Source organism: Paenibacillus sp. TSA_86.1 (assembly GCF_052691815.1).
In genome coordinates, this window is the sequence record NZ_JBQZGE010000001.1 from 280,295 (window position 1) to 303,128 (window position 22,834).

24 protein-coding genes and 1 pseudogene are annotated in these 22,834 nt (G+C 49.3%); all 25 read left to right on the forward strand.

The features are described 5' to 3' along the window. Window positions 1-57 precede the first annotated feature (57 nt). The 25 genes and pseudogenes from ACUTVW_RS01155 (at window position 58) to ACUTVW_RS01275 (ending at window position 22,764) form a co-directional block, all read left to right on the forward strand. Window positions 58-1,734, forward strand: a complete 1,677-nt coding sequence (locus tag ACUTVW_RS01155) for a GAF domain-containing sensor histidine kinase (protein ID WP_445644090.1) — start codon at window positions 58-60, stop codon at window positions 1,732-1,734. 22 nt (window positions 1,735-1,756) lie between these two features. Next, window positions 1,757-2,503, forward strand: a complete 747-nt coding sequence (locus ACUTVW_RS01160) for a response regulator (RefSeq protein WP_445644091.1) — start codon at window positions 1,757-1,759, stop codon at window positions 2,501-2,503. A 166-nt stretch (window positions 2,504-2,669) separates the two neighbouring features. Further along, entirely contained in the window at window positions 2,670-3,239 is a 570-nt protein-coding gene (locus ACUTVW_RS01165) for an NADPH-dependent FMN reductase (protein ID WP_445644092.1), read from the forward strand. A gap of 20 nt (window positions 3,240-3,259) precedes the next feature. Then, on the forward strand, window positions 3,260-3,778 hold the full coding sequence (locus ACUTVW_RS01170) for a VOC family protein (RefSeq protein WP_445644093.1): 519 nt from the start codon (window positions 3,260-3,262) through the stop codon (window positions 3,776-3,778). Then, complete coding sequence (locus tag ACUTVW_RS01175; RefSeq protein WP_445644094.1) at window positions 3,775-4,434, forward strand: VOC family protein; 660 nt, start codon at window positions 3,775-3,777, stop codon at window positions 4,432-4,434. Before ACUTVW_RS01170 ends, ACUTVW_RS01175 begins: the two co-directional genes overlap by 4 nt. Window positions 4,435-4,624: 190 nt before the next feature. After that, window positions 4,625-5,584, forward strand: a complete 960-nt coding sequence (locus ACUTVW_RS01180; protein WP_445644095.1) for a hypothetical protein — start codon at window positions 4,625-4,627, stop codon at window positions 5,582-5,584. A gap of 366 nt (window positions 5,585-5,950) precedes the next feature. Then, window positions 5,951-7,654, forward strand: a complete 1,704-nt coding sequence (locus ACUTVW_RS01185) for a DUF4127 family protein (RefSeq protein ID WP_445644096.1) — start codon at window positions 5,951-5,953, stop codon at window positions 7,652-7,654. A gap of 468 nt (window positions 7,655-8,122) precedes the next feature. Next, the gene (locus ACUTVW_RS01190) at window positions 8,123-9,109 is read left to right on the forward strand and encodes a hypothetical protein (protein ID WP_445644097.1); all 987 of its coding nucleotides are present in this window, start codon (window positions 8,123-8,125) and stop codon (window positions 9,107-9,109) included. A gap of 406 nt (window positions 9,110-9,515) precedes the next feature. After that, window positions 9,516-9,716, forward strand: a complete 201-nt coding sequence (locus ACUTVW_RS01195; RefSeq protein ID WP_445644098.1) for a hypothetical protein — start codon at window positions 9,516-9,518, stop codon at window positions 9,714-9,716. Beyond that, a pseudogene (locus ACUTVW_RS01200) lies at window positions 9,716-11,179 on the forward strand (phage tail sheath subtilisin-like domain-containing protein). The gene ACUTVW_RS01195 and the pseudogene ACUTVW_RS01200 overlap by 1 nt, the downstream one beginning before the upstream one ends. A gap of 71 nt (window positions 11,180-11,250) precedes the next feature. After that, a complete protein-coding gene (locus ACUTVW_RS01205) occupies window positions 11,251-11,658 on the forward strand; it encodes a phage tail tube protein (protein WP_123063182.1) in 408 nt (135 codons plus the stop codon). Window positions 11,659-11,814: 156 nt separating this feature from the next. Continuing rightward, window positions 11,815-12,249: a phage tail assembly chaperone gene (locus tag ACUTVW_RS01210; protein WP_445644099.1), complete on the forward strand. Its 435-nt coding sequence runs from the start codon at window positions 11,815-11,817 to the stop codon at window positions 12,247-12,249. A 183-nt stretch (window positions 12,250-12,432) separates the two neighbouring features. After that, complete coding sequence (locus ACUTVW_RS01215) at window positions 12,433-14,223, forward strand: hypothetical protein (RefSeq protein ID WP_445644100.1); 1,791 nt, start codon at window positions 12,433-12,435, stop codon at window positions 14,221-14,223. A 56-nt stretch (window positions 14,224-14,279) separates the two neighbouring features. Continuing rightward, on the forward strand, window positions 14,280-14,912 hold the full coding sequence (locus ACUTVW_RS01220; protein ID WP_445644955.1) for a LysM peptidoglycan-binding domain-containing protein: 633 nt from the start codon (window positions 14,280-14,282) through the stop codon (window positions 14,910-14,912). Beyond that, the gene (locus ACUTVW_RS01225) at window positions 14,909-15,898 is read left to right on the forward strand and encodes an XkdQ/YqbQ family protein (RefSeq protein WP_445644101.1); all 990 of its coding nucleotides are present in this window, start codon (window positions 14,909-14,911) and stop codon (window positions 15,896-15,898) included. Before ACUTVW_RS01220 ends, ACUTVW_RS01225 begins: the two co-directional genes overlap by 4 nt. After that, window positions 15,891-16,301 carry a hypothetical protein gene (locus ACUTVW_RS01230; protein ID WP_445644102.1) on the forward strand — a complete coding sequence of 137 codons (411 nt, stop codon included), beginning with the start codon at window positions 15,891-15,893 and terminating at the stop codon, window positions 16,299-16,301. Before ACUTVW_RS01225 ends, ACUTVW_RS01230 begins: the two co-directional genes overlap by 8 nt. Then, the gene (locus ACUTVW_RS01235; protein ID WP_445644103.1) at window positions 16,294-16,749 is read left to right on the forward strand and encodes a DUF2634 domain-containing protein; all 456 of its coding nucleotides are present in this window, start codon (window positions 16,294-16,296) and stop codon (window positions 16,747-16,749) included. Before ACUTVW_RS01230 ends, ACUTVW_RS01235 begins: the two co-directional genes overlap by 8 nt. 4 nt (window positions 16,750-16,753) lie before the next feature. Next, the gene (locus ACUTVW_RS01240) at window positions 16,754-17,893 is read left to right on the forward strand and encodes a baseplate J/gp47 family protein (protein WP_445644104.1); all 1,140 of its coding nucleotides are present in this window, start codon (window positions 16,754-16,756) and stop codon (window positions 17,891-17,893) included. Then, window positions 17,886-18,461 carry a YmfQ family protein gene (locus ACUTVW_RS01245; RefSeq protein ID WP_445644105.1) on the forward strand — a complete coding sequence of 192 codons (576 nt, stop codon included), beginning with the start codon at window positions 17,886-17,888 and terminating at the stop codon, window positions 18,459-18,461. Before ACUTVW_RS01240 ends, ACUTVW_RS01245 begins: the two co-directional genes overlap by 8 nt. After that, the gene (locus ACUTVW_RS01250) at window positions 18,461-19,567 is read left to right on the forward strand and encodes a tail fiber protein (protein ID WP_445644106.1); all 1,107 of its coding nucleotides are present in this window, start codon (window positions 18,461-18,463) and stop codon (window positions 19,565-19,567) included. The genes ACUTVW_RS01245 and ACUTVW_RS01250 overlap by 1 nt, the downstream gene beginning before the upstream one ends. 77 nt (window positions 19,568-19,644) lie before the next feature. Then, entirely contained in the window at window positions 19,645-20,064 is a 420-nt protein-coding gene (locus tag ACUTVW_RS01255) for a phage tail terminator family protein (protein ID WP_445644107.1), read from the forward strand. 30 nt (window positions 20,065-20,094) lie between these two features. After that, entirely contained in the window at window positions 20,095-20,337 is a 243-nt protein-coding gene (locus tag ACUTVW_RS01260; RefSeq protein ID WP_445644108.1) for a hypothetical protein, read from the forward strand. After that, window positions 20,337-21,653 (forward strand): phage tail sheath family protein, encoded by a 1,317-nt coding sequence (locus tag ACUTVW_RS01265; protein WP_445644109.1) that lies wholly within the window; start codon window positions 20,337-20,339, stop codon window positions 21,651-21,653. The genes ACUTVW_RS01260 and ACUTVW_RS01265 overlap by 1 nt, the downstream gene beginning before the upstream one ends. Window position 21,654: 1 nt before the next feature. Continuing rightward, window positions 21,655-22,113 carry a phage tail tube protein gene (locus ACUTVW_RS01270; protein WP_445644110.1) on the forward strand — a complete coding sequence of 153 codons (459 nt, stop codon included), beginning with the start codon at window positions 21,655-21,657 and terminating at the stop codon, window positions 22,111-22,113. A gap of 228 nt (window positions 22,114-22,341) precedes the next feature. Continuing rightward, window positions 22,342-22,764 carry a phage tail assembly chaperone gene (locus tag ACUTVW_RS01275; RefSeq protein ID WP_445644111.1) on the forward strand — a complete coding sequence of 141 codons (423 nt, stop codon included), beginning with the start codon at window positions 22,342-22,344 and terminating at the stop codon, window positions 22,762-22,764. Window positions 22,765-22,834: the final 70 nt, after the last annotated feature.

Here is a 22,834-nt window from a genome sequence, read left to right on the forward strand (position 1 = left end):
GATTGGTTACAATAGTTGGGACAATTACAGACTGGAGCATCTGGAAGGGAGGACACTATGCCGGAAGAGGTTAAAATGCAGGATATGGTAACGCTAAAAACCATTGCGGAAACGTTGAATACCTCTAACGATCTCAGCCTGATGCTGGATACGGTTGTTGGCAAACTGTTGGAATTGACCGGATTAACAGCAGGATGGCTGTTTCTTATCGATGAACGGGGAGAGTATACATGTGTGTCAGATTATAACCTGCCCCCGGCTTTAATACGAAACGATAAAGAGCCGATGCGCTCGGGAACTTGCTGGTGTATCAACCGTTTCAAGGATGGCAGGTTGCAGTATGCGGTTAATATCATTAACTGCAAACGTCTCGAAGATGCGGTGGAATTCAAGTGGGGAGACACACAGGATATTACCCATCACGCGACAGTTCCATTGCGCTCAGGGGAGCGAATGCTGGGACTGCTCAATGTGGCAGCGCCAGGCAAAGAGGTTTTCAGCGATAGCGAGCTTGCACTCTTACAAGCGGTAGCCTATCAGATCGGCAGTGCGATGGAAAGGATGAGACTGTATCGTGCAGAGCAGCGGCGGGCTGAACTCTACGCCCGGCTCGGGGATTTCGGTACAGCATTAAGTCTCGCAGTCAACGAATGTACGGAGGCGAATGCGTCGTTACCAGGCACAGTTGCAAAGCTGCTTGGCAAACATTTTGACTGGCCATTCGCTGCTCTCATACAACAAACGAATGGAACATTTAACATAAAGGCCATGTATGCGGATGGTGAGGTATGGAAGGATGCAGACGCACCGCTGACTTTGGAAGGAACACGTTTTATGGATCGGATCGTGGATCATTATCGTGCATCCATGTTCTCAGCCGATGAGATTGTTGAAATATTCAGTCAGAGTAAGCTTGATCGGATATGCAATGAGCTTACATCAGGGATCGGTGTACCTCTCCTATATCATGCACCAGAGGAACCCGGAGTGCTGGTCATCGGTACAAGAGTAAGATCCCTGGATCTGATCAAGGCAGACAGTGAAGTATTAGAGGCTTTGGCAGAGCATATCATCGCATCCAGAGAGAGCCAGAAGTTGGCAGACCACAGGCATGAACTGGCCAGGCTTGAGGAACGGAATCGGCTTGCTCGGGATTTGCATGATTCGGTGAATCAGATTTTGTTCTCTTTATCATTGACGGCAAGAGGTGCAGAGAGTATGCTCTCCGGTACGGAGCCGGTGCATCCTGCAGCAGAAGTGCTGAGAGACATACAAGCATTATCTCAGGAAGCACTCAAGGAGATGCGTGCATTAATTATGCAGCTACGCCCAGCCGGGCTGGAGGCTGGATTGTTAAGTGCATTGCAGGAGTATGGGGCAAAACAAGGGCTTCAGGTGGCCGCTGAGCGTAAAGGGATGCGCGCTATACCCCGTTTAATTGAGGAAGGGTTATGGCGTATCGGTCAGGAGGCGCTGAACAATATCCGCAAGCATGCGGGCGTGTTCTCGGCTTGCATCCTGCTTGAATTCAGTGAAAATGAGGCGAAGCTCACGATCTCGGATCGAGGTAAGGGCGGCGCCAAACGTCGTAAAGCTTCTTCTGAAGGTTCACTCGGGTTGTCGATTATGAGGGAGCGTGCTCAATCACTTGGGGGCAGGCTGGAACTATGGAGTTCTTCACGTAAAGGCACAACCGTAACGGCAGTTATTCCGCTTCCGTTTGAATCGCAATAGAGTCAGGAGGTCAAAGATCGCGATGCCGATTACAATTTTACTTGCCGACGATCATGTCATGGTAAGACGGGGGTTACATGTTTTTCTGAAAACCCAGCAGGACATGAAGGTTGTCGGTGAAGCGTCAAACGGACAGGAGGCCTTGGAGCGGGCACAGGAGCTGGAGCCGGATGTTGTTCTCATGGATCTTCATATGCCTGTCATGGACGGTATTGAAACGGCGAGGCGTTTGCGCAGCCTACTGCCGAATATACGGATTATTGTGCTGACTTCATTCTCGGATCAGGATCATGTCGTTCCTGCTGTTCGTGCAGGGGTGAAGGGATATCTGCTGAAAGATATCGAACCTGAAGACTTGGCTGTAGCAATCCGTAATGTGTATTCAGGCCAAGTTGAATTGCATCCATCGGCAGCAGGTCAACTCATGCATGTCATGGCGTCCATGGATGTGTTGTCAGATGCGCCGCAGGAGGAACGCACTCCTCAAGAGGTATTGTCCCATCAGCATTTGGATCAGACCAAGCAGCGGGTAATGCAAACAAGCAAACCTGGTACAGTATCTGATGCGGGGTTGAAATTACTCACCAGACGTGAACGGGAAGTGCTTGGACTAATCGCTCAAGGACTGAGCAACAAGGAGATTGCGATCCGGCTCGTCATTACGGAGAAAACAGTTAAAACACATGTCAGTCACCTGCTGGATAAGCTGGGACTTGCAGACCGCACCCAGGCAGCGCTTCATGCTGTACGGAATGGCTGGGAGCTGTGAAGAACGGTATAAGCGCCAAATTCAGACAAATTCAGACTAAAGTCGTATGAACTCAACCGAAAGGTTGAGTTTTTTTGTGCAGAAGTTAAGTCCATTAGCTGACGAATTCAGCGATATATATAAGGTAAAATAAGGATAACCAATCTAACATAGGAGAGTGAAAGCAATGAATATCGTGATATTGACAGGCAGCAATCGTAAAAACGCAACGAGTACACGTTTGGGTGAATATGCAGTGGAGATTATTCAAGGTCATGGACATCAGGCCAGCTTGTTTAATCTATATGAAAAACCGATCCCCTTCTATGCCCCGGATGAAAAGCAGGGAACAGACGAGAATCTGGCCAATTTGAATTCCGTGATGCTTGCAGCCGATGCCATTATCCTCTCTACACCCGAGTATCACGGCAGTATAAGCGGTGTGCTGAAAAATGCGCTGGATCATCTAAGTCAGGCTCATTTCAGTGGTAAACCGGTGCTGTCAATCAGCTCAGCTGGCGGAGCAGTGGGAGTAAGCTCGCTTACTCAGCTGCAAACAATGGTGCGTAATCTGCACGGCATTAACGCTCCAGAATGGATCTCCATTGGCGGCGCACAGCGCAGACGTTTTGAAGCCACGTTTGACGGATACGAAGAATACGAAGGCAGTCAGGATGTGGAGGAGCGGGTACAGCGTGTGCTGGGATCGTTTTTGAATCTGGCTCAGACGTTAACGGCGGCAAGGAATGCACATTGAGGCATCCGGGGAGGTCTGGGATGACTACGTTGGATAAAAAATATGAAATACACCAAATCTTTGAAAAGAGGGAACAGAACATGATACAAGGGCTTTATGAAACACATCTGAACGTTATAGATCTCGCAAGATCACATCATTTTTATGAAAAAGTACTGGGTTTACAACATGCCAATGCAAATCAGGAACGCAAATATTCATTTTTCTGGATTGGGGGCGAGCGTCATGCGATGTTGGGGCTGTGGGAGAAGGAGCCTGCACAGGTGCAGCGTCAACACTTTGCTTTTCAGGTATCTCTAGCGGATATGAGACATGCAGTTGAATACCTGGAAAACAAGGGCATCACCACCCGCAATTTTCTGGATGATGATTGTGGAGAACTGTATGTCTTTGGCTGGATGCCCGCCGTTTCTGTTTATTTTAACGACCCGGATGGTCATTCGCTTGAATTCATCGCCGTGCTGCCAGATGAGGCGAAGCCTGAGCTTGGATTGGTGCCGTGGAGTAAATGGGAGAGGCTGCATGGGAGAGGCATATGATCATCGAACAAGTATTGTTTTATACCGTAAAGCTGGAGGAATTGCACCATTTCTATGGAGATACGCTGGGCATGAGGGTATCCGATATTGATCTATCGGAAAAAGCATTTACTGTACAGGCCGGAAGCACCAAGATGATATTCAAGCAGTGGTACGTAGCGGGCGAAGCTGGAGAGAGGGCCGTAGAGCCGTTCTATCATTTTGCCTGGATGATTCCGAGAAATCAGTTTCAAGAAGCGAAGCAGTGGGCGGCGTCACGGGTGACACTTCGTACAGATGGAGAGCGGGACGAAACGTACTCAAACAATTGGGATTCGCGTTCGCTGTATTTTGAAGATCCGGCAGGAAATATTGTGGAGTTGATTGCCCATCAGCAGGAAAATAAGGCACGTGAGAGTCGATTCTCGGTGGCAGACATTTTGCAGATGTGTGAGATTGGGCTAGTGTCGGAGGACGTCCCCGCTGCTGTGCAAAAACTGGAGAAGCTTGGATTATCTCGCTGGGGCGATGGAAGTGATACGTTTTTTCCGGTAGGTGACCGAAACGGTTTGTTTATTGTGGTGAGGAAAGAACGCGTCTGGTTTTTCTCCAATCAAAAGGCACAGATTTTTCCGCTGGAAGCAACAATCCGTGAGGTGGGCACACTTCGCTTTTAGGGGCATAATGGCAACTCTCCGAGCTATGTGGTCATCAAAGCGTCTATGTGAAATCTTTAGCCCGGTTAATATTGTGCAAAAGGGCATAAGTGTCTGAACTTCATCATGTTATAGGAGTAGAGTAAACGCTTTATTTTCTGAAAATCAAGGTAGTCCAGCTTGTAGCGAAGCTCTCATAAGTTGAAGGGGGATGGCAGACTTGGATCGACGTTTGTTGGAGGAAGGGCTAGCAACCATTGCGTCCAGTCGGGAACGCACAGGAGACTTGTGGCATGCCCATTATGGGGCAGGAGCGATCGCAGCTTATTTTTGGGTTCGTGAAAATCGTCTTACGGCCCTTGCTGCTGGCAGCGTAACCGCCGAAGCCAAAGCGATGCTGCGCGAGCATGGGACACATACCCGTCAAATGGCTCTGCCCAATGAGCGTATGCCGCTGGAAGAAGCCGAAGCACGTATTGCAGACGCACTGGAGCGTACGATTGGAGAGCTGCACTGGGTGGGACATCAAGCCATCTATGGTGCCATTAGCCTCAAAGCCATTCGTGAGTTGGAAGGATGGGGCACGGTAGAAGAGATTGAGCAGATTGCACAATTAATTGAGTCGTTTGAACGTACAATTCCCGGCCGATCCTGGGTGAATACTACGGTAAAAGAAATGCGACATATGAGTTTGGAAGCGACGGATGGTTTTCCTGAAATCCTGCATCCCATTCAGCTGTCTCAGTTGATTTTGGAGGAACTGGGTGCTTTTCGCACGATCTATCATGCGGAAGCACATCATGATCTGATCGGTCATATGCTCACCTATGGACATGCGCTGAATATGCTTGATGAGTTGGGTTACACTGCTCTGTTCTATAAAGGCATTCCGCCTTTTCTCAAAATGGTAAAAGCTTTGCGGCTGAGCCGTCATCTCGATGTAACGAAAGAGGCAGCTACACTGCAATCCCCTGTAGATGTGCTGCCTTTAACAAGAGCTGAGCGCTCTAACGCGCTGCCGCATGAATTGGAATACTGGCTAACGGATCACCGCCGCCGTGACTGGTATGGGGGACATGTATTTAAATTCCCGTTCAGTTTCTATCATCATGCTAAAAACGGAGAGGCCATGCCTGAAATTTGGGAGAACTTCCGTTATATTATTGTATAGGCTCGATAGCCCATAGATCAACGTCTATAGAATCTCAAGTATGGAGTAGACCATGTACATGAATGGCGAATTACGCACAATCAATCCATGAAGCACTTGTCCAAGCGGCAGGTGCTTTTTCGCCATTTCTTTTCATAAAACCGCCGACGAATCGGCATAAATCATCCGCAACACCTTCAGCGTGAGCGGGAAAAGACGGTAAGATGATATTATCGGATCAGAAGCAAGGAGAGGCAAAGAGCCGAAGGCAAAAGGTAGCTCATACACGGAGAAACAGGGCGGCGAACTGCTGTTTTTTTAATTCGGTGATTGTTCCCTTGCCCTGATCGGGTATTGAAGAATATCAAAAACAGGAGGCTATATGATATGAAAACAGTATTGTATGTTCCACTCGATGATCGTCCGGCGAATCTGGATGACGTCATTGTACAAGGGAAAGCTGCCGGTCTTCACATCGTTACACCAAACCTGAAGGATATCAAAAACCGTTTGGATACAAAAAAGACGACTGACGGCACAGCACTTCTCGGTACTTCTACGCCGGTTTACGGGAACCCGTCCAAAATTTATGATTTTATTCTAAAACATGCGGCCAAGGTAGACGGTTTTATTATTTCTACGGATATGCTTGCTTACGGCGGCCTGATTGGCAGTCGTCAGCTTCGAGAAGACGGTGGCGGAACGTACCCGGCGTATGACGAGCAAACGACTCATTGGCTGAATGTAATTCGCAGTATCAAAACCAAGTACCCTCGCAAACCACTGTTTGTGATGGACACGATTATGCGACTTGCGACGACTTCATTCGCAGATGGTCTGGCGCTGGATGCATATAATGAATCCCGTTCGTTGATGCAACAGCCACGCCAGACCTACACGGAGTTTGAAGATATTATTCAAGGATATAACGTTTCTCCAGAAGGGGTAGAGTACGGGGAAACGACTTATTTTGATAAACAGAAATACTACAATACAAGACAGCACAAGTTTAAAACGAATCGTTACATTTTGGATCAGCTGGCTCGTACAGGTTATATTGATTTCCTTGCTGTGGGTGTGGATGATGCAAATACCCAAGGGGTTCAGATTAACGAGATCAAGTATGTGGAAGCACGCATTAACGAATGGCTGGGCGGTACGGATGGTCAGAATCCGGATCGGGCGATCATTTTGCCGGATGCCGATGGGTTAGGACATGCTTTGGTCGCTCGAATGGCGAATCAGCTGTTCAAAGGCGGGGCTAAGACCCGGTATGGCGTGAAGTATTACGGTCCGCACGGCTCTACGATTATTAACACCTACGAATATATGGATGTACACCAAAATGTCGTACGCCACATCGATATGGTCGGTGGAGTATGGAATGAGGATGCAGCTGGCCCCACTGTGGACATGGAGATCATCGCCATTACTGCACTGGATCAGGTGCAGGCGGCTGTGGAACGTTTGGCGTTTAATGGAGAGCAGGGACTCCCGTCCATCCTGATTGATTTTGTGGGGAAAGGACCTGCGAATGTGGATGTAGCTGAAGTGTTGCTGAACAGTCCATATACCGGACGTGTGCTTGGTTATAGTGCCTGGAATACACCAGGGAACAAAATCGGACTTGCCGTAGGTATGGCGCAATCGAGATATGCATTGCTCACTACGGAAAAGCATGAACATAAGCTGCGGGATGCGATGAATGCTCACGGATCGCTGTTGTTCAAACGTTTCCTCAAAGACTATAGCTACAAAGCGGTAGCCATTGCTGATGTTCGCACCTATTCGCGTGCGCATGCACTATATACCAATGTAGCAACGTTGGCAGATCAAAATATGATTCTGTTCAACTCGGAAGAGGATTATGCTCATCTGCAAAGTTTGCTGCGTGATCTCATGCAGACCCATACTGCTGAATTGGCAAGCAAACCAGCCTTCCAGCAGGGGAATCCAGCTATTCGTCAGATCTGTGATGGGCAGCTGACGTATGCCACTTATAACGGTGCGCTTCTGGAATACAATAACCCTGATTTCATCTGGGGACGTGCGTTCGAAATTACGCTGAGCCCGCAAGCAAGGCTGGACTAGGGTGTGACTGAAAACGCTGAAGGAAACCAATTTTGCCGAATTTTCTTTCCAAGCCAGGAAGTTTACCGCAGGCGTGCCGGGGCACGTCAAGGGAAAGTGACGCAGCTGGGGGCGAAAAGGCGGTAAAAGATGCACTTCAGTCGGTTTCAAGACACGCCCTAGAATGGACTCGTCTTTTTACCGCCCAAGCACCCTCTTTATTCGCGCTGAAGTCAACCGGATCACCATCCGCGTTAGGGGAATAAGGCTGTAAGATTGTATTGTCGGATTAATTGCCAAGGGACACATCGAAAGCACATACGCTAATGTACAGACCAGCCGAGCGGGCTGGTCTTTTTCATGCGGTGAAGTCGTCCTTGCATGGATCCGGTTTCCACATGGCCCGCGGTAAAAAGGGGGAATCCCGAACTGCCGCATGGTTGCTGCACCATGGGGACGGAAGTCACTTTTGCAGCTGAAGGGGGCGAAATGAGTGTGTCCATGAGTCATGAAATGAACACTGAAACGAGCAATGAACAAAGCCACGAAATCAGCAATGCTGTATCAGAGATTAAGCTGAGTACACGGATCAAAAAGACGTTAAAGCAGAAGCTTGCAGATCTTGTACCCGCTTGGGAAGGCCGTGTGCAGGATATTCCTGCTTCGGGTGAAGTGTTATCCGGGCCGTGTGCAGTTATTGCTTTTGCCGAGGAAGTCCCGAAGTCTGCCTGGGCAGGGTATCGGCGGATCATCAAGATTTCACCGTATGCCCGATCAGAGGACGGGGGTGCGGAGCAAGTGGAGGGCTGGTCAGCATTGCTGATCGCAGGTTTGCATCAGGTGCGGCTGGAAGATGAGCAAGGTGGAGCTTTCACATGTCTTTATCTGGGCTCCACGGACAGTGACCGTGCGGACATTGCATCAGGTTTGGTAACACGTAGTTTACGATTTGGTGTGTACGTTCCCGAACCGGAACGTGCTAGTGAGAACGGTGTTACAAGTGATCCTTGGCTTGCTGCCTTGCAGCAATGGACAGGGAACGAACTGGGAGCAGACTGGTCTCTGTATGCAGATCGCTGGCCTGGAGGGTATAAGATGCCGTCGGTACTGTGGCGTTTAAGCGGCTACAGTACAGCAGTGGCAGGAACTTCGGCGCTTGAGGTGCGCAAACAGTGGATCGGGCATATCCTCACGGAGGATACAAGTCTGACAAATCAGACGGTAAGCCATCTGGTCCAGCGATTGTCACTTCAATCCCGAATCCCAATCACTCAAGTGGGAAATGAAGGTGATGGGGTTCACGCCACGGATGCAAGCCATACACGTTATGTGACGGTAGATGAAGTAACAGCGGATTTACAAGCGGATGCCTATCTGAATGGACAGATTCGTCTGACATTAACACAGCGAATCCGTCGTCCGGTTACAAGTGCACCTCTTATGCGTGAGATCCACCATAACAAAGGAATAGAGTAAAAGTAAGTCCAGAGAAGCTATCACTAATGGATAGGTTCAGATCGTTTTATACCTTAGCTTATGTAGACTCATAGCTTTAGTAAGACTGCTTCTTCATAGAAATTTTATAGATTACAGGATCAAAAATTCATAGGTGAGACGATATCATTTGAATTGTACATTTACACAATAACGGAGAGGACAGAAAAAACCTGAAAAGCGGAGCTAAAAGCTTTCTGAAAGAAAGCTACATTGAAAGCATAGGCTTCGCGTTTATAACCGGATTTTCCCCTTAGAAAGAGGAATAAAAAAAATCTGGGGATAACAGCGATTGGAAGGTGATTCTGTCATTGGAGTGTCCCGTGTAAAGATCTTTAGTTCAATTTATATTCGTGTCATTGAAGTTAAACAGCGAGGTGAGGAAACCATGGCAAGTTTTATGAAAAAAAAGCCACCGGTTCCCCCGCAATATACGCGGGTTGAACTGATGAATCATGCGGAAGCCCTCTTTGCCGTGAAGGCAGAGGTGCTGGTTGGTGCGCTGCACGAAGCGGCGCAGCAGACGTTTTCCATTGAAGAAGCACAGGCAAGTATCAATCAATTTTTGAAAGCGAAGGTGAACCAATAATGGCAGGTGGAACTTGGGAACAAACAAATCGTCCGGTCCTTCCGGGTTTGTATATGAATTTTCAGGCGGCAGCGTCTTCCGCAATTCAGGCGGGCAGTCGTGGAACGGTTGTTGTGCCGGTTAAGGCAAACTGGGGTCCAGTGGGCACGTTTGTGGAAGTGGGCAGTGAAACGGCGATTGAACGTACATTTGCGGCAAACGCAGTGGATAACGGTACGGCGTATGCGTCTTTGAAACTGGCTTTGCTTGGTGGACCGAAGAAGCTGCTCGCTTATCGGGTGGCAAGTTCGGCTGCCAAAGCAGCTACGCTGTCGTTGAAGGACAGTGGCGATGCGGATGTGTTGCAGCTGAATGCGAAGTATCCGGGTGACCGCGCGAATGGATTCTATGTGACGATTCAGCCGGGTGTGATTGACAGTACGAAGTTTGAAGTGCGCCTGTTTGAAGGCAATCGTATGCTGTATGCGCTTTTGACGGCAGATGTTACGGCAGCATCTCTTGCGAAAGAGATCAACACCGATGAGCAAAACCTCTGGATCACGGCACAGGCCATTGGAGAAGGGACCGGCGAGGTTGCGAACGTATCAGGTGCGGCATTCAAAGGCGGTGTAAGTGGCAACGATACGCTTACGAATGCAGAATATATTGCTTTGCAGGGTGTACTGGAAGGCGAACAGTTCGATGTTCTCGCTCTGGATCATGCAGCGGATGCAGCGTTGCTTGCCAGCTTTGCGGCATGGGTCAAACGGGTACGCAGTGAAGGCAAACCAGTGATGGCGGTATTCGGCGGCTCTACAGCAGATGATACGTCCGCTTCGGCAGCCCAGAAAGCAGCAGCACGCTCCCTTACGCTGAACCATGAAGGTGTAATCAACGTGGGTACGGGGGTGCGTTTGGGTGATGCTTTCTATAGCTCCGCACAGACGTCTGCTTACGTGGCAGGTCTCATTGCCGGACAGCGCCTGAATGAATCCACGACCTATGCAGCAACCCCGTTCGATGATGTAACACGCCGCTGGACGCGTGCTGAGCAAGAGCAGGCCGTACAGAATGGCGTATTTATTTTCTTCCACGACGGACGCCGGGTTAAAGCACTTCGTGGCGTGAATACCCTGGTCACCCCTGGTGCCGGACAAAATAATGCGTGGAAAAAAATCCGTTCGATCCGGGTCATGGATGCGATCAATACGGATCTGTAGCGTTCCGCTGAAGATACGTACATCGGCAAGGTGAACAATACCGAAGAAGGTCGTCAGGCACTGATTGGTGCGATGAAGGCTTATTTGGCGTTGCTCGCACAGAGCAATGTCATCGAAGCGGCAGGGTATGATGTCGTGCTCGATCCAGCGTATTACGGGACTGCACCTGTGTTGAAACCGGAGGCAGATCAAGTATTCCTGCAATGGAATGTGAAGCTGACGGATGTGATGGAGCAGTTGTTTGGTACGTTTTACGTGCAATAAGAAAAGTGTCTGGTAACAGGCTGGCAGGCAAGTAGCTATAGAGAGTTTTCTAAAATGAGGAGGAAATATACATGTTAGATGCATCAAGAGTAATTCTCGGTACCCACGGTCAACTGCATATGGATGGTGTGTGGCAGACCAATATTAACAAGTTGGAGGCCAGCGTAGAGATTGAGAAGCGTGAGTTGAATCTGGTCGGCAATGAATGGAAGGTTCATAAAAACGGTGCTAAAAAAGGCACAGGAACGATGACGGGTTACAAGGTCACGTCTGATATGATCAAGCGCGGCTTTACCAAATTTCAAATTATCTCCAAGCTGGACGATCCTGAGTCGTACGGACATGAAAGTGTACTGTTGAAAGGTTGTATGGTGGATAAAATCCAGCTGGCGAACTGGACAGCAGGCGAGGAAGTACCGGAAGAAACAGGCTTTACTTTTGAAGGATTTGAGTTGCTGAATCCAATTGTGGCGAACTAAGTATTAGGGAGCTTTGTGGAGCTGTTTTAACAGCAGGCAAGGACATTGAAGCAGACCGAGAGTTTCTCGGTCTTTTTGGTGTCTTGAGATAGGTATGGAATACACGGAAGCACATCAAATTCAGAGAATACATGAGAAAAAAGGAGACTATCATCGATGAGTATGAATGAAAATATGTCCGAGGAACAAATTTTGGATCAATTGTTTGAAGCGGCGGAACGTCTGCCAGAAGAAAATGTACGTATCCAGCGCCTGGATCTGCTGCTCACCTTGCGTGGATTGACGTCCTCCAAAGTAGACCAGATTCGCGAGCGCTGCACCATTCGCAAAACGACAAAAGGTCGCACCGAGGAAAAGGTGGATACCGAAACATTTAATGCGCTATTAATCTCCGATGCCACGGTAAAAATGAATGTCCGCGGACTGGAACTGTCCGGCTGGGGAGACAATCGTATCACAGGACGTATGAAATTGTCTGGTGGAGAGCAAGCGGTGCGTCGTATGTTGCTGGCTGGTGAACTGGATGCGGTGGGTGATAAAGTGCTCGAACTATCCGGCTTCGGCGTGGAGATTGAAGACCTAAAAAACTGATTCACTCCGGCGGGATGACCACGTTCCTATATCACATGTGGGTGCGTCATCATCTTCGTCCCGGAGAGTTCTGGTCTTTGCCACGCGGCGAGCGCTCGTTGTTGCTTGCGTTCTCGGAAGAGGAAATGGCAGCATTAACCACTCAAATGAATCGTTAATGGAAACAGGCAGGAGGTGAAACAAATGGCAGAATTAATTACGGGGTTATCTCAATCGAACACACAAATGAAGACCACACTTCGTTATCTTGATCAGATTCAACGCTCTACGGATCGCTTAAACCGGGTTCGTTATCAAGGCCTGATCAAAGTAAACAATGAGTTGAGAATGACCGGGCGCAGACTGGAGAGCATCTATAGCACTGCAGTACGTTTAAGTCGATTGCGAATTACCCCGAGAATTGGGTTGGATGATCAGCTAAGTCCGGCGTTGGATCGTGCTTTGATCAAACTAAACAGCTTCCGCAATCAGTTAGTGAAGGCTTCGGGAACGGTATCGGTTGAGGTGAAGCAAAAGGTTGAAGTGGCGATGGGGAAAATGCCCCCGGCGAGTGCCTCTTCCATGTCCGTTGTGATGGGGAGTAACAATACCTATACAACGATTAATAATGTGGCTAAAGAAGAGGATAAGAGCTTATTTGAAAAGATAGTGGGATATGTCGACACAGGATTAAATATTGCTAACAATTTTACTGATTTATTCGGTAAGGGTATAAAAGTGAAAGAATGGTGGTCCGGTCGAAAAGATAAAAAGAACAAAGCTGCCAATCCAAGTGCGAGTACAGAAGCTGCAGAGGGTACAAAACGCAATCGTCGAATTCGCTCCAGCTCCAGTGCAGGGGGAGAAACTTCTCGAAATACAGCTACTCGCAGAGTAGCCGGTGGAAGAGGCCGAAGAGGCGGGGGTTCCAGAGTATCGACTCCAGTATCTGTGCCAACTCCGCGTGTAGCTGATCTTGTCACAGATACGTCAGACCGAACATTCCGAGAATCGTTGGATATGGAGAGAAACCGAAACCGGCGAATTGGCGGCGGCAGAAGATCGAATTTAGTTTCTGGACTAATGTCCTCTTCACCCATGGGGATGTCAAACCTTTTCTCAGGTGATGGCATGTTAGGCAAGTTGGGTGGTGGTCTCGCCAAAGGTGCCAAGAGATTGCTGGGCCCCATCAGCATGCTGGCGGATGTGGCGAATATCGCGAGTGCACCTGCCGAGGAGAGAGGACGGGCAGTCGGTTCTATGATCGGCGGAACGGCAGGTACTGCGATTGGTAGCGCTATTGGCAGTTTTATTTTGCCAGGAATCGGTACTGTTATTGGTGGTGCAGTTGGAGGTTGGGCTGGCGGTGAAGTAGGAGGCTGGATTGGAGATAAAGCCAAGGATATCGGCAATTTTGTATCCAATGCATCGGAAGGATTAGGTAGCGCAATATCGGGTGTTGCTGATTTTGTCTCTGAGAAAACCAAGAGTCTGACTGAGGGATTTTCGAATTTCTTCGGTTTTGGCTCGAACAAAGAAAAACAGACTACTCCGGCTGCAACCGTTGCTTCAACGCCTTCCGTACCGTCAGCACCGCAGATGCCGCCATCATACAGGCCGTCTGTTCTATCGATCACCGGGCCAGAAGCCTACATGAACAATCGATTTGGTTCACCGACGAGTGCTGGGCTTACAGGGCCAAGCCTAATGCAATCTCAGGCAACGGCGCTGAATCAGGCAGGGCAATCCAGTGGCAAAGCATCGCCACTCACGGTGCACATTTCCGAAGAACAGATGGGTAGTCTGGCGGGTTACCTTAAGGATTTCAAAGCGGAAACGACCAACCAGATCGCTGTGAATATTGCACCAGGCACGGTACAAGTGACCGTTCGTGAGAACGCAATTGATTATGACGCCGTTTCTCATCAGGTGGGGCAACGGATTGCAGGCGAGTTCCGCCGCGCGATGCAAAATCGCAAAACGATTATGGCCTAAGCAGAAAGGAGGCCGCAGATATGTCTGTACTTGAAGATAACGTTGGTCCTAACCAGATGTCATTTACGCTGAAGGATGGCAACACTCCGTTTCAATTCCCGGTGAACCCTGAAGAAGTTAATATTTCCAGGTCCAAGGGATATGAAACGGTCAATATGTTGGAGCATGGCGAGTTTGATTTTGCACAAGGGGAGAAGGTGAAGGAGATCACCTTCTCTTCTTTTTTTCCGAAACGATATGATCCGTCCTATTGCATGGATGAAAAATCTTTCATGGATCCCCGCGTGGCGATGGATGTGCTGAACACCTTCCTCATCTCCAAAAAGCCACTACGTTTCATCATCTCCGAAACTGGAGTGAACGTCCCTGTATTTCTTGTTTCTCTGAATTCCAGCTTTCGCGGCGGGGAGACGGGCGATATTTATTTCGACCTGACCTTGCGAACTTGGCGGGATTCCAAAGTGGAGAAGGTGGGTTCGGGTGCTGCTGCGAGCAAGTCCGGTTCACGTACCGATCTGAAAAAAAGCAGCAAGACGTACACCGTCAAAGCCGGGGATTCCCTGTCCAAAATAGCCAAGCTTGAGCTTGGAAACAGTTCCAAATGGAACGAGATTTACAAGCTCAACGCCAAAATCATCGGCAGTGATCCGAACCGAATCAAGCCGGGGCAAAAGCTGGTGATGCCATGACCTACAAGGTCATTGTCGATGACAAATATGACATTACCAAGCTGGTGGAGACCATTACGCTGAAGGATTCTCTTGACCAGATCGCCTATCAGGCGAACATCCGGCTGGCGGTGTCTGCTTCTTCAGGTCTGCCTGCAATTGCACCGGGCATGGCGGTGCGGATCAGCGGGGTTCCTTTTGGCGAAAAATCGATGGTATATCTGCTACATCCGGCGGTCATTTGGGAAGCGGAAAGCTCTAACAGCGGCACCAAGCGTTTGTCCCTCACGGTCTATGACCGGATGATTTATCTCGAAAAATCAGAGGATGAATTCTTGTTTCCCAAGGATCAGACGGCGGTGCAACGGCTCAAGGCTTACGCCAAGGAGTGGAAAATCCCCCTGGCTGCTCTGCCGGAGATCAAGACGAAGCTTGGTAAGGCGGTGTACCGGTCGCAGACGATTTTTACCATGATATTTGCCGATCTGAAAGAAACGGCCAAGTCCGGAGGAGATATGTATCATCCGCGCATGACACCAAGCGGGCTGCAATTGTTCAAGATAGGCAGCAATACAAAGGTACACGCGCTGGATCGGCTCATCGATCTGACGCAGATGCGTACACTCGAAGGCGCAGTCACGAAAGTAAAGGTGATGGCAGCGTCTGACTCCGGCGGTAGTGGCAAAGAGGTACCTTCGAAAGTGCTGGCGATTGAGCAGGGGGATACAGAGCAGTTAGGGACATTGCAAAAACTGATCGAGGACGATCAGGTAAAAACAGCCTCCGCCGCCAAGAAGCTGGCCAAAAGCAAGCTGACAGGTATTCAGGAGACGTTTACGATCTCGGCTCCGGATATCAATACGATTCGCGCTGGAGACGCGGTCACGCTCAAAGGTTTGAAGCTGATCGTGATGTCGGTCAGCCGCGATCTCTCAGCCGGACCGGGCACGATGACGCTGGAGCTGGGCACGGCGGAGCTAGTGAAAAGGAGGTTTTACCTTGAATAAAGACGATCCGTACGGGCATTTTGCCGATGTGATGCAGGGAGCGATGAGCACACATTCCCGTCAGGCTGTGAGCGGTCTGGGCGCGGTGCTGGGTACGATCACGGCGTCCGGTGTGAAGCTGGACGATTTTAAGCACGAAGTGCAAGATTATCTCGTGGCTGAGCTACCGGGCACGCTAGGGTTGCCGGAGCGCGAGATGGCTGGCGCGATTTCTGGAATATCTGACGTGGCAAACGGAGGCACGACGGGCACGGGACGGTTACTTTTGCAAAAAGGGGAAGTGGAAGAAGCGGTCTGGTCTTTGGGCAAAGGGTTGAAAGCCGGGGATCGCGTGCTGGCGATGCGGGTGAATGGCGGGAACGATATTGTGGTGCTGTGTAAGGTGGTGAGTGTGAATGCCTAGTTTGTTTCCGGAAACGGGTATGGTCTGGGGAGATGAAGAGGATCTGTCGGGTGCGGCTTCGGAAGAAGTGCGTTTTGGGCGAAGCTGGCGCTATGACTATGATGCTGGTGATTTTGTGCTGACCCCCAGTGGCAAAGTGGCTACGGCAGATGCGCATGAGGCATGGGTGCAATGGTGTATCAAAGCGGTGAAAACCCCGCGGTACAGACATGTGATCTATTCTCGGGACTACGGTTCGGAACTGGAGGATCTGGTCGGTCAGGGGGATAGTCGTGGTGTGATGGAAAGTGAGATTGCCCGAATGGTGACGGAAACACTGCTGGCTGATCCGCGAACGGATGCGGTGGACCAGTTTACGTTTGATTGGGACCGGGAGCAGTGTGTATTTACGTGCCGGGTGATGAGTGTGCAGGATGAGATGTTTATTCTGGAAAGTGAGGTGATCTGACGGGATGGCTGAGATTCCACGTTATTTGGAGGACCAGACGGAGGAACAGATTATGCAGCGTATGCTGGATCGTCTGCCCGCGGATCTGGATAAGTCGGAAGGTTCGTTTTTGTGGGATGCGGAGGCTCCGGTAGCTTTTATGCTGTCCGAAGCGGCACTTTGGGCGCAGGAGCTGCTCAGGCGCGGATTTGCCAGTACGGCGGCGAGTCGTGATCCGAATTTTCGTTCGGAGGAACTGGATTTGCGAGCGGGGGAACATGGCATTACACGCCGGGCAGCTGTGGCGGCACAAGGCTCCGTGAAATTCACGGGAACGCCGGGCAAAGTCGTGCCAGCAGGTACGGTTGTAGCTACGCTCGCAGATGAGGTGTCCGGTGAAGCGTCGCTGGAATATGAAACGGTGGGCCGTGTGGAGCTGGATGGGGATGGCCTGGGCAGTGTAGGTGTACGTGCGCTCGTGGCTGGAAAAGAGAGCAATGTACCCGCAGGCACGTTAACCGTGCTGTCTACACCGGTAAGCGGCGTGACGTCTGTGGTGAACACGGACGTCATTAAGGGCGGTGCGGACATTGAGGCAGATACCGCGCTGCTGGAGCGCTTTTATGCCAAAGTCCGCAACCAGGGAACAAGCGGCAACAAGGCACAGTATGTGCAATGGGCCAGTGAAGTGCCGGGCATCGGAGCGACGCGGGTCATTCCGCTATGGCAGGGGCCGGGCACCGTTGGGCTATATCTGCTCGATACGGACAAGCGTGCTGCGGGCACCGATCTGGTGGCAGCCGTGCAAAAGTACGTTGATCCCACGCAGGATGGACAAGGCGAGGGCGTTGCCCCGGCTGGACCTGTGGTGACGGTGATGCCGGCAGAGGAAGTGCCGATGAACATTCAGGTGAAGCTGACCTTGGCAAGTGATGCCACGCTGGCGGATGTCCGGGCATTAATCGAACGCGGGGTGACCGCGTATTTGAAGCAGCTTGCTTTTGCCGACCCACTTGTTCGTTACACTCGCATTGCTGCGATCCTGCTGGACATCCCGCCGATTATCGACTATTCGGAGCTGACCGTGAACGGTATAAGCGACCAGAATATCGAGATGACCGCCAGCCAAGTGGCTGTGCTGGGGACGGTGGATGTGCATGAGTAATGTGGGACTGAGCAGTGAGAAGGGGCGGGAGCTGTTCTCGTATTTGCCTCAGTATTATGAGACTTCACGTGTGATGCAAGCCGATATGCAGGCCAAAGGTGCTGAGATGGATCTGCTGTATCAGGCGCTGGACGAGACACTGGAGCAGTTTTTTGTCCGCACGGCGACGTGGGGGCTGGACTTCTGGGAGCAGGAATTGGGCATTGAGACGGATCGTCTCAAACCTGTGGAGCAGCGGCGCTCGGTCGTTGAAGCCAAGCTGCGCGGGGCAGGCAAGTTTTCGGGCAGGCAGGTGGCCAATGTTGCTGAGGCATATGCCGGTGGCAAGGTGGATGTCACGTTTCATCCGGAAGCTTGGCGTTTTACGGTGAGTTTTGTGGATACGATGGGCATTCCACCGAATATCGATGATCTGAAACGAGCCATTGATGAACTAAAACCGGCCCACATGGCCGTGGAATATAAATTCCGTTATCTGGTCTGGGACGATCTGGACAACAAACAGATTACTTGGAATGAACTTGATGCCGCGTCCCTGACGTGGAATGAACTGGAGGTGTGGGCGTAATGCCACAGGAAACCGATCGATTAAATCTCCCCCTGCCTTTGGGAAATGAGGATGTAACTCGGGAGAGTATTAACGGGATTTTTGAAAAAATTGATGCAGGTGTTGCAACGCAAGCCGATTTGGAAACTCTTCGCGAAGCGGTAAGCAAGATGGATATCCCTGATGCGTCCTTGACACAAAAAGGGAAGGTGCAGTTGTCGAACAAGACGGATGGTACATCCGAAACGGTGGCAGCAACGGAGAAGGCGGTTAGGGATGCTATCATTGCTGCAGCGGCAGATTCATCAAACAAGGCTGGTAACGCTATATCTAAAGTGAAAGGATACTCAGATGAGCTTGTCGGTGAATTACCTAAACTTTTGACAAGTGTCAAAAATAATACTGTTTCTGCTATAAATGAGCTTTTTCAATCTGGCGTTAGTGCGAAGCAATTAATAGTGGATGCCATTAACGTCAAAGGAGGTAGTGCATCCACTGAGGATACATGGGCAGTAATATCTTCTAAAATTAATCTGATCACTAACGGGGAAATAGAACGTCTTGAGGAGTTCTCTACATTAAATACGGTGGCTACTTGGATGCTCGAAACAATAGATAACGACAATGGTTTTTATTATTTAGATATTTTTGTTGGTACAGGATGGGATGTTACAAGATCAATTATTATCCCTACTTCATTTTCTAAAAATTGGACAGGCCAACGAAGTTATCAATGGATTAATAGTTATACTGTCAGGGTATGGACTGGTAAATACGGAAACACGGATAAAACTTATGCAACATTTAAAATTGCAATGATAAAAAATTATAAGTCAATACAGAGAGGATTTACACAAGTTGTTAGTGGATTAGCTTCCGTTGAAGTTCCGATTAGAGCGGTTACTGTAGCTAATAGTATAGTTTTTTGGGGAATTGCATTTGGGACAACAGCAAGTGGTCAGGAGATATCTAGTATTAGACCCTCTTTTATTAATAGCACAACCTTAAAAATTAATGGCATTTCATCTTCTTATATTCAAAAGGTGTCATGGTTCGTTGTAGAGTTATATAATCCTGTTTCTAGATCGATTTTTGGCTTGTTAAGAAATGCTGACAGTCCATTCTAGTATTTGCTTGAGTATAATTCTTATAAAAGAGGTAGATCAGAGATATGATTTTATTATTATCACAAAGGAGGTGAACCATGACCACAACCCAACTTACCAATGCCATCGCAGCAACCCTATCACATCACCTCCCCAACCTCCCAATTTATTCTGCTACAGGAGCAGCCCTTCCAGAAAGCCAAGGCCTAGCCTACCGCCTACTTGCTGCCAAACTCACTCGTGAGCGGAGCGATCGATTCGTGCAATCTCACATCTACGAGATTCGGTGGCTGGATGGGAACAACATTCCGGAAGACTTGCCGGACAAGCTCTTCGAAGCACTGGAGACGATTGAAGTGGAAGGTACGCCCTACCGTGCAACGGAGCTGCGATGGAAAACGTGGGGAGAGACACCCAAACTATGGGTGTATTACACCATGCGAACCACCAAAGTGTCGGAGTCCTCCGGTCCAATGAAGCAGCTGGAACAGAAACCTACTGCTTTGAAATCAACATAGCAGGATGAACTTAATTAAGGGGGATCTATCATGAAAGGAATAGGAGGCGCGTTTACGATGTTTACCAAGAAAGAAACCGTTCGAAAGAATCTTGAAGAAACAGAACAACAGCTTAACGATACCCAATACAACAAAGCACAGTTTGCCGATGCCCGGCAGTTTAGCCGGTTGGAAAAAGATATTTTGGCAGCCGTTCTATCGGAAGAGAAGGCGTACACAGTGCAAGACGCACAGCAACATATCCAACAATTTATGAATGGGGAGGCACAATAATGGCTGGAGGAACATGGACAACTCAAAATAAGGTACGCCCCGGCGTATATATGAACTTTGCATCAGAGGGCACTTTGCCCGGTACAGTGGGAGAGCGGGGAACGGTGGCTTTGGCGCTTCCAATGTCATGGGGACAAGCAGGTACGATCTTAACGGTACAGGCAGGTGATGATGTACAGGCGAAACTTGGTTATGACTGGACAGCACCACAACTGTTGCTGATTCGTGAAGCGTTGAAACGTGCACAGACCTTACTTTTATATCGTCTTAATTCAGGAACGAAGGCCAAAGCGACATTGGATACTCTCACGGTAACTGCTCAGCATGGCGGTGTACGAGGGAACGATTTGGCCATTGTCATTTCCGCAAATATGAACGAACCAGAACAATTTGATGTATCTACTTTGCTCGCTGGCAAAGAAGTGCACAAACAGACGATATCCACTATGGAGCAGCTACAATCCAATGCATTTGTCACCTTCACTGGCGAAGGCACACTTACGAATACAGCTGCACTTCCGCTAACAGAAGGTAATGATGGTACAGCTACCAACCAGGAGCATGCCGATTTCCTGAGCAAACTGGAAGTACTTGATTTCAACACCGTTGGTCTGATCTCGGATGATGCTACATTGAAATCCGTGTACACCGCATATATCAAGCGTTTACGCGATATCGAGGGTAAGAAGGTACAACTGGTGCTTTCCAACTATCCAGCTGCGGATCATGAAGGTGTCATTAGTGTGAAAAATGGAGTTGTGCTTGCGGACGGTACCGCGCTTACACCGAAACAAACGGTAGCTTGGACCGCTGGTGCCACAGCAGGGGCTAATCTGAACGAATCTCTAACCTTCCGTGCGTATGACGATGCTGTGGATGTAAACGGACGATTGACACACACCGAGACAGAGGCAGCACTGCGTAACGGTGAATTTGTGTTTACAGCGAGCAGCAACCGTGCGTTGGTGGAGCAGGATGTGAACACCTTCCGTTCGGTGACACCGGATAAGGCACGTCATTTTGCTAAAAACCGTGTGGTTCGTGTTCTGGATGGCATCGCTAATGACATGAAACGTATTTTCGAATCCTATTACATCGGCAAAGTAAACAACAATGAGGATGGACGCAGTCTGTTCCGCTCGCAATGTGTAACGTATTTGAAGCAGCTTCAGGATATTGGAGCGATTCAAAACTTTGATTCCAAAACCGATATTACCGTGCTTCCGGGCAATGAAACCGACAGTATTTTGATCGAAGTGCAGGTACAACCTGTGGATTCCGTTGAAAAAGTATACATGAAAGTGAAGGTGGTTTAAGATGGCATTTTTGAAAGCAAGCGACACGATCTCCGGTCAAGAGGGCCGCGCATACGCAACCATTAATGGACAGACGGAAGAAATGTTTTACGTGAAGACACTGGAAGCAACGGTGGAGAAGCAAAAAGCAGAGGTTAAAACCTTGGGTCGCCGTGGCGTGCAGCACAAAGCAACAGGCTGGTCCGGTTCAGGCTCCATGACGATTTTCTATACCACTTCCCGTTTCCGTGAGCTGATGCTGCAGTACATGCAAAATGGCGTGGACACCTACTTCGACATTCAAGTGACCAACGAAGATCCTTCGTCCACTATTGGCAAGCAGACCGTGACCCTCAAGGGCGTCAACCTGGACAGTGTGATCATGGCATCTCTGGATACCGAGGCGGAGGCGCTGGAGGAAGAAGTGAGCTTTACGTTTGAAGATGTAGAAATGTCAGCATCCTTTGATCTACCGAAGTAAGCGATATACGCGAGTAGTGCATAAATCAAGATAAATAATAGATGATTGAGTACTGGTTTTGTAAAAGGAAGTAGTTCAACTTGCCTGTGTTACGGGCTACTTGGCGTATCCAAATCACTCAGGCAGTCGCTCCGAACATACCGAGCTGTGCTTGTTAAATAACCCAATATAACTGCTCTTCGCCGCTCTTTGCGGCGGGGAGCCTTAACTTAAGAGGAGGAACTAAACATGAGTGGATTGAGTATGTTTTTTGCACAAAATGCAGTAGCAGATACAACGGAGGAATTTATCGTCTCTCCTCGTTTCAAAGATGATAAAGGGGCACCGGTTGCCTGGAAATTGCGCAGCATGACCGAGGACGAGAACCAGGAATGCCGCAAGGCAGCTACCCGCAAAATCAAGGGCAAGAATGGTGTCTACACTCCTGATATTGATGCCAATGAATACATGGCTCGTCTGATGACGGCAAGTGTGGTATACCCGGATTTGAAAAATACCGAACTTCAGCGCTCCTATAATGTGATGGGTGCAGAGTCGCTTTTGCGCAAAATGTTGTTGCCTGGTGAATTTGCTTCACTCGGTGAACAGGTACAGAAGCTGAATGGCTTCAATCAAGACATGAACGAACTGGTGGATGACGTAAAAAACTAATCAAAGAGGGCGATTCCGAAGCCAATCTGGCTTATTACGCTCTCCATGAATTTAAGATTTTGCCGCATGA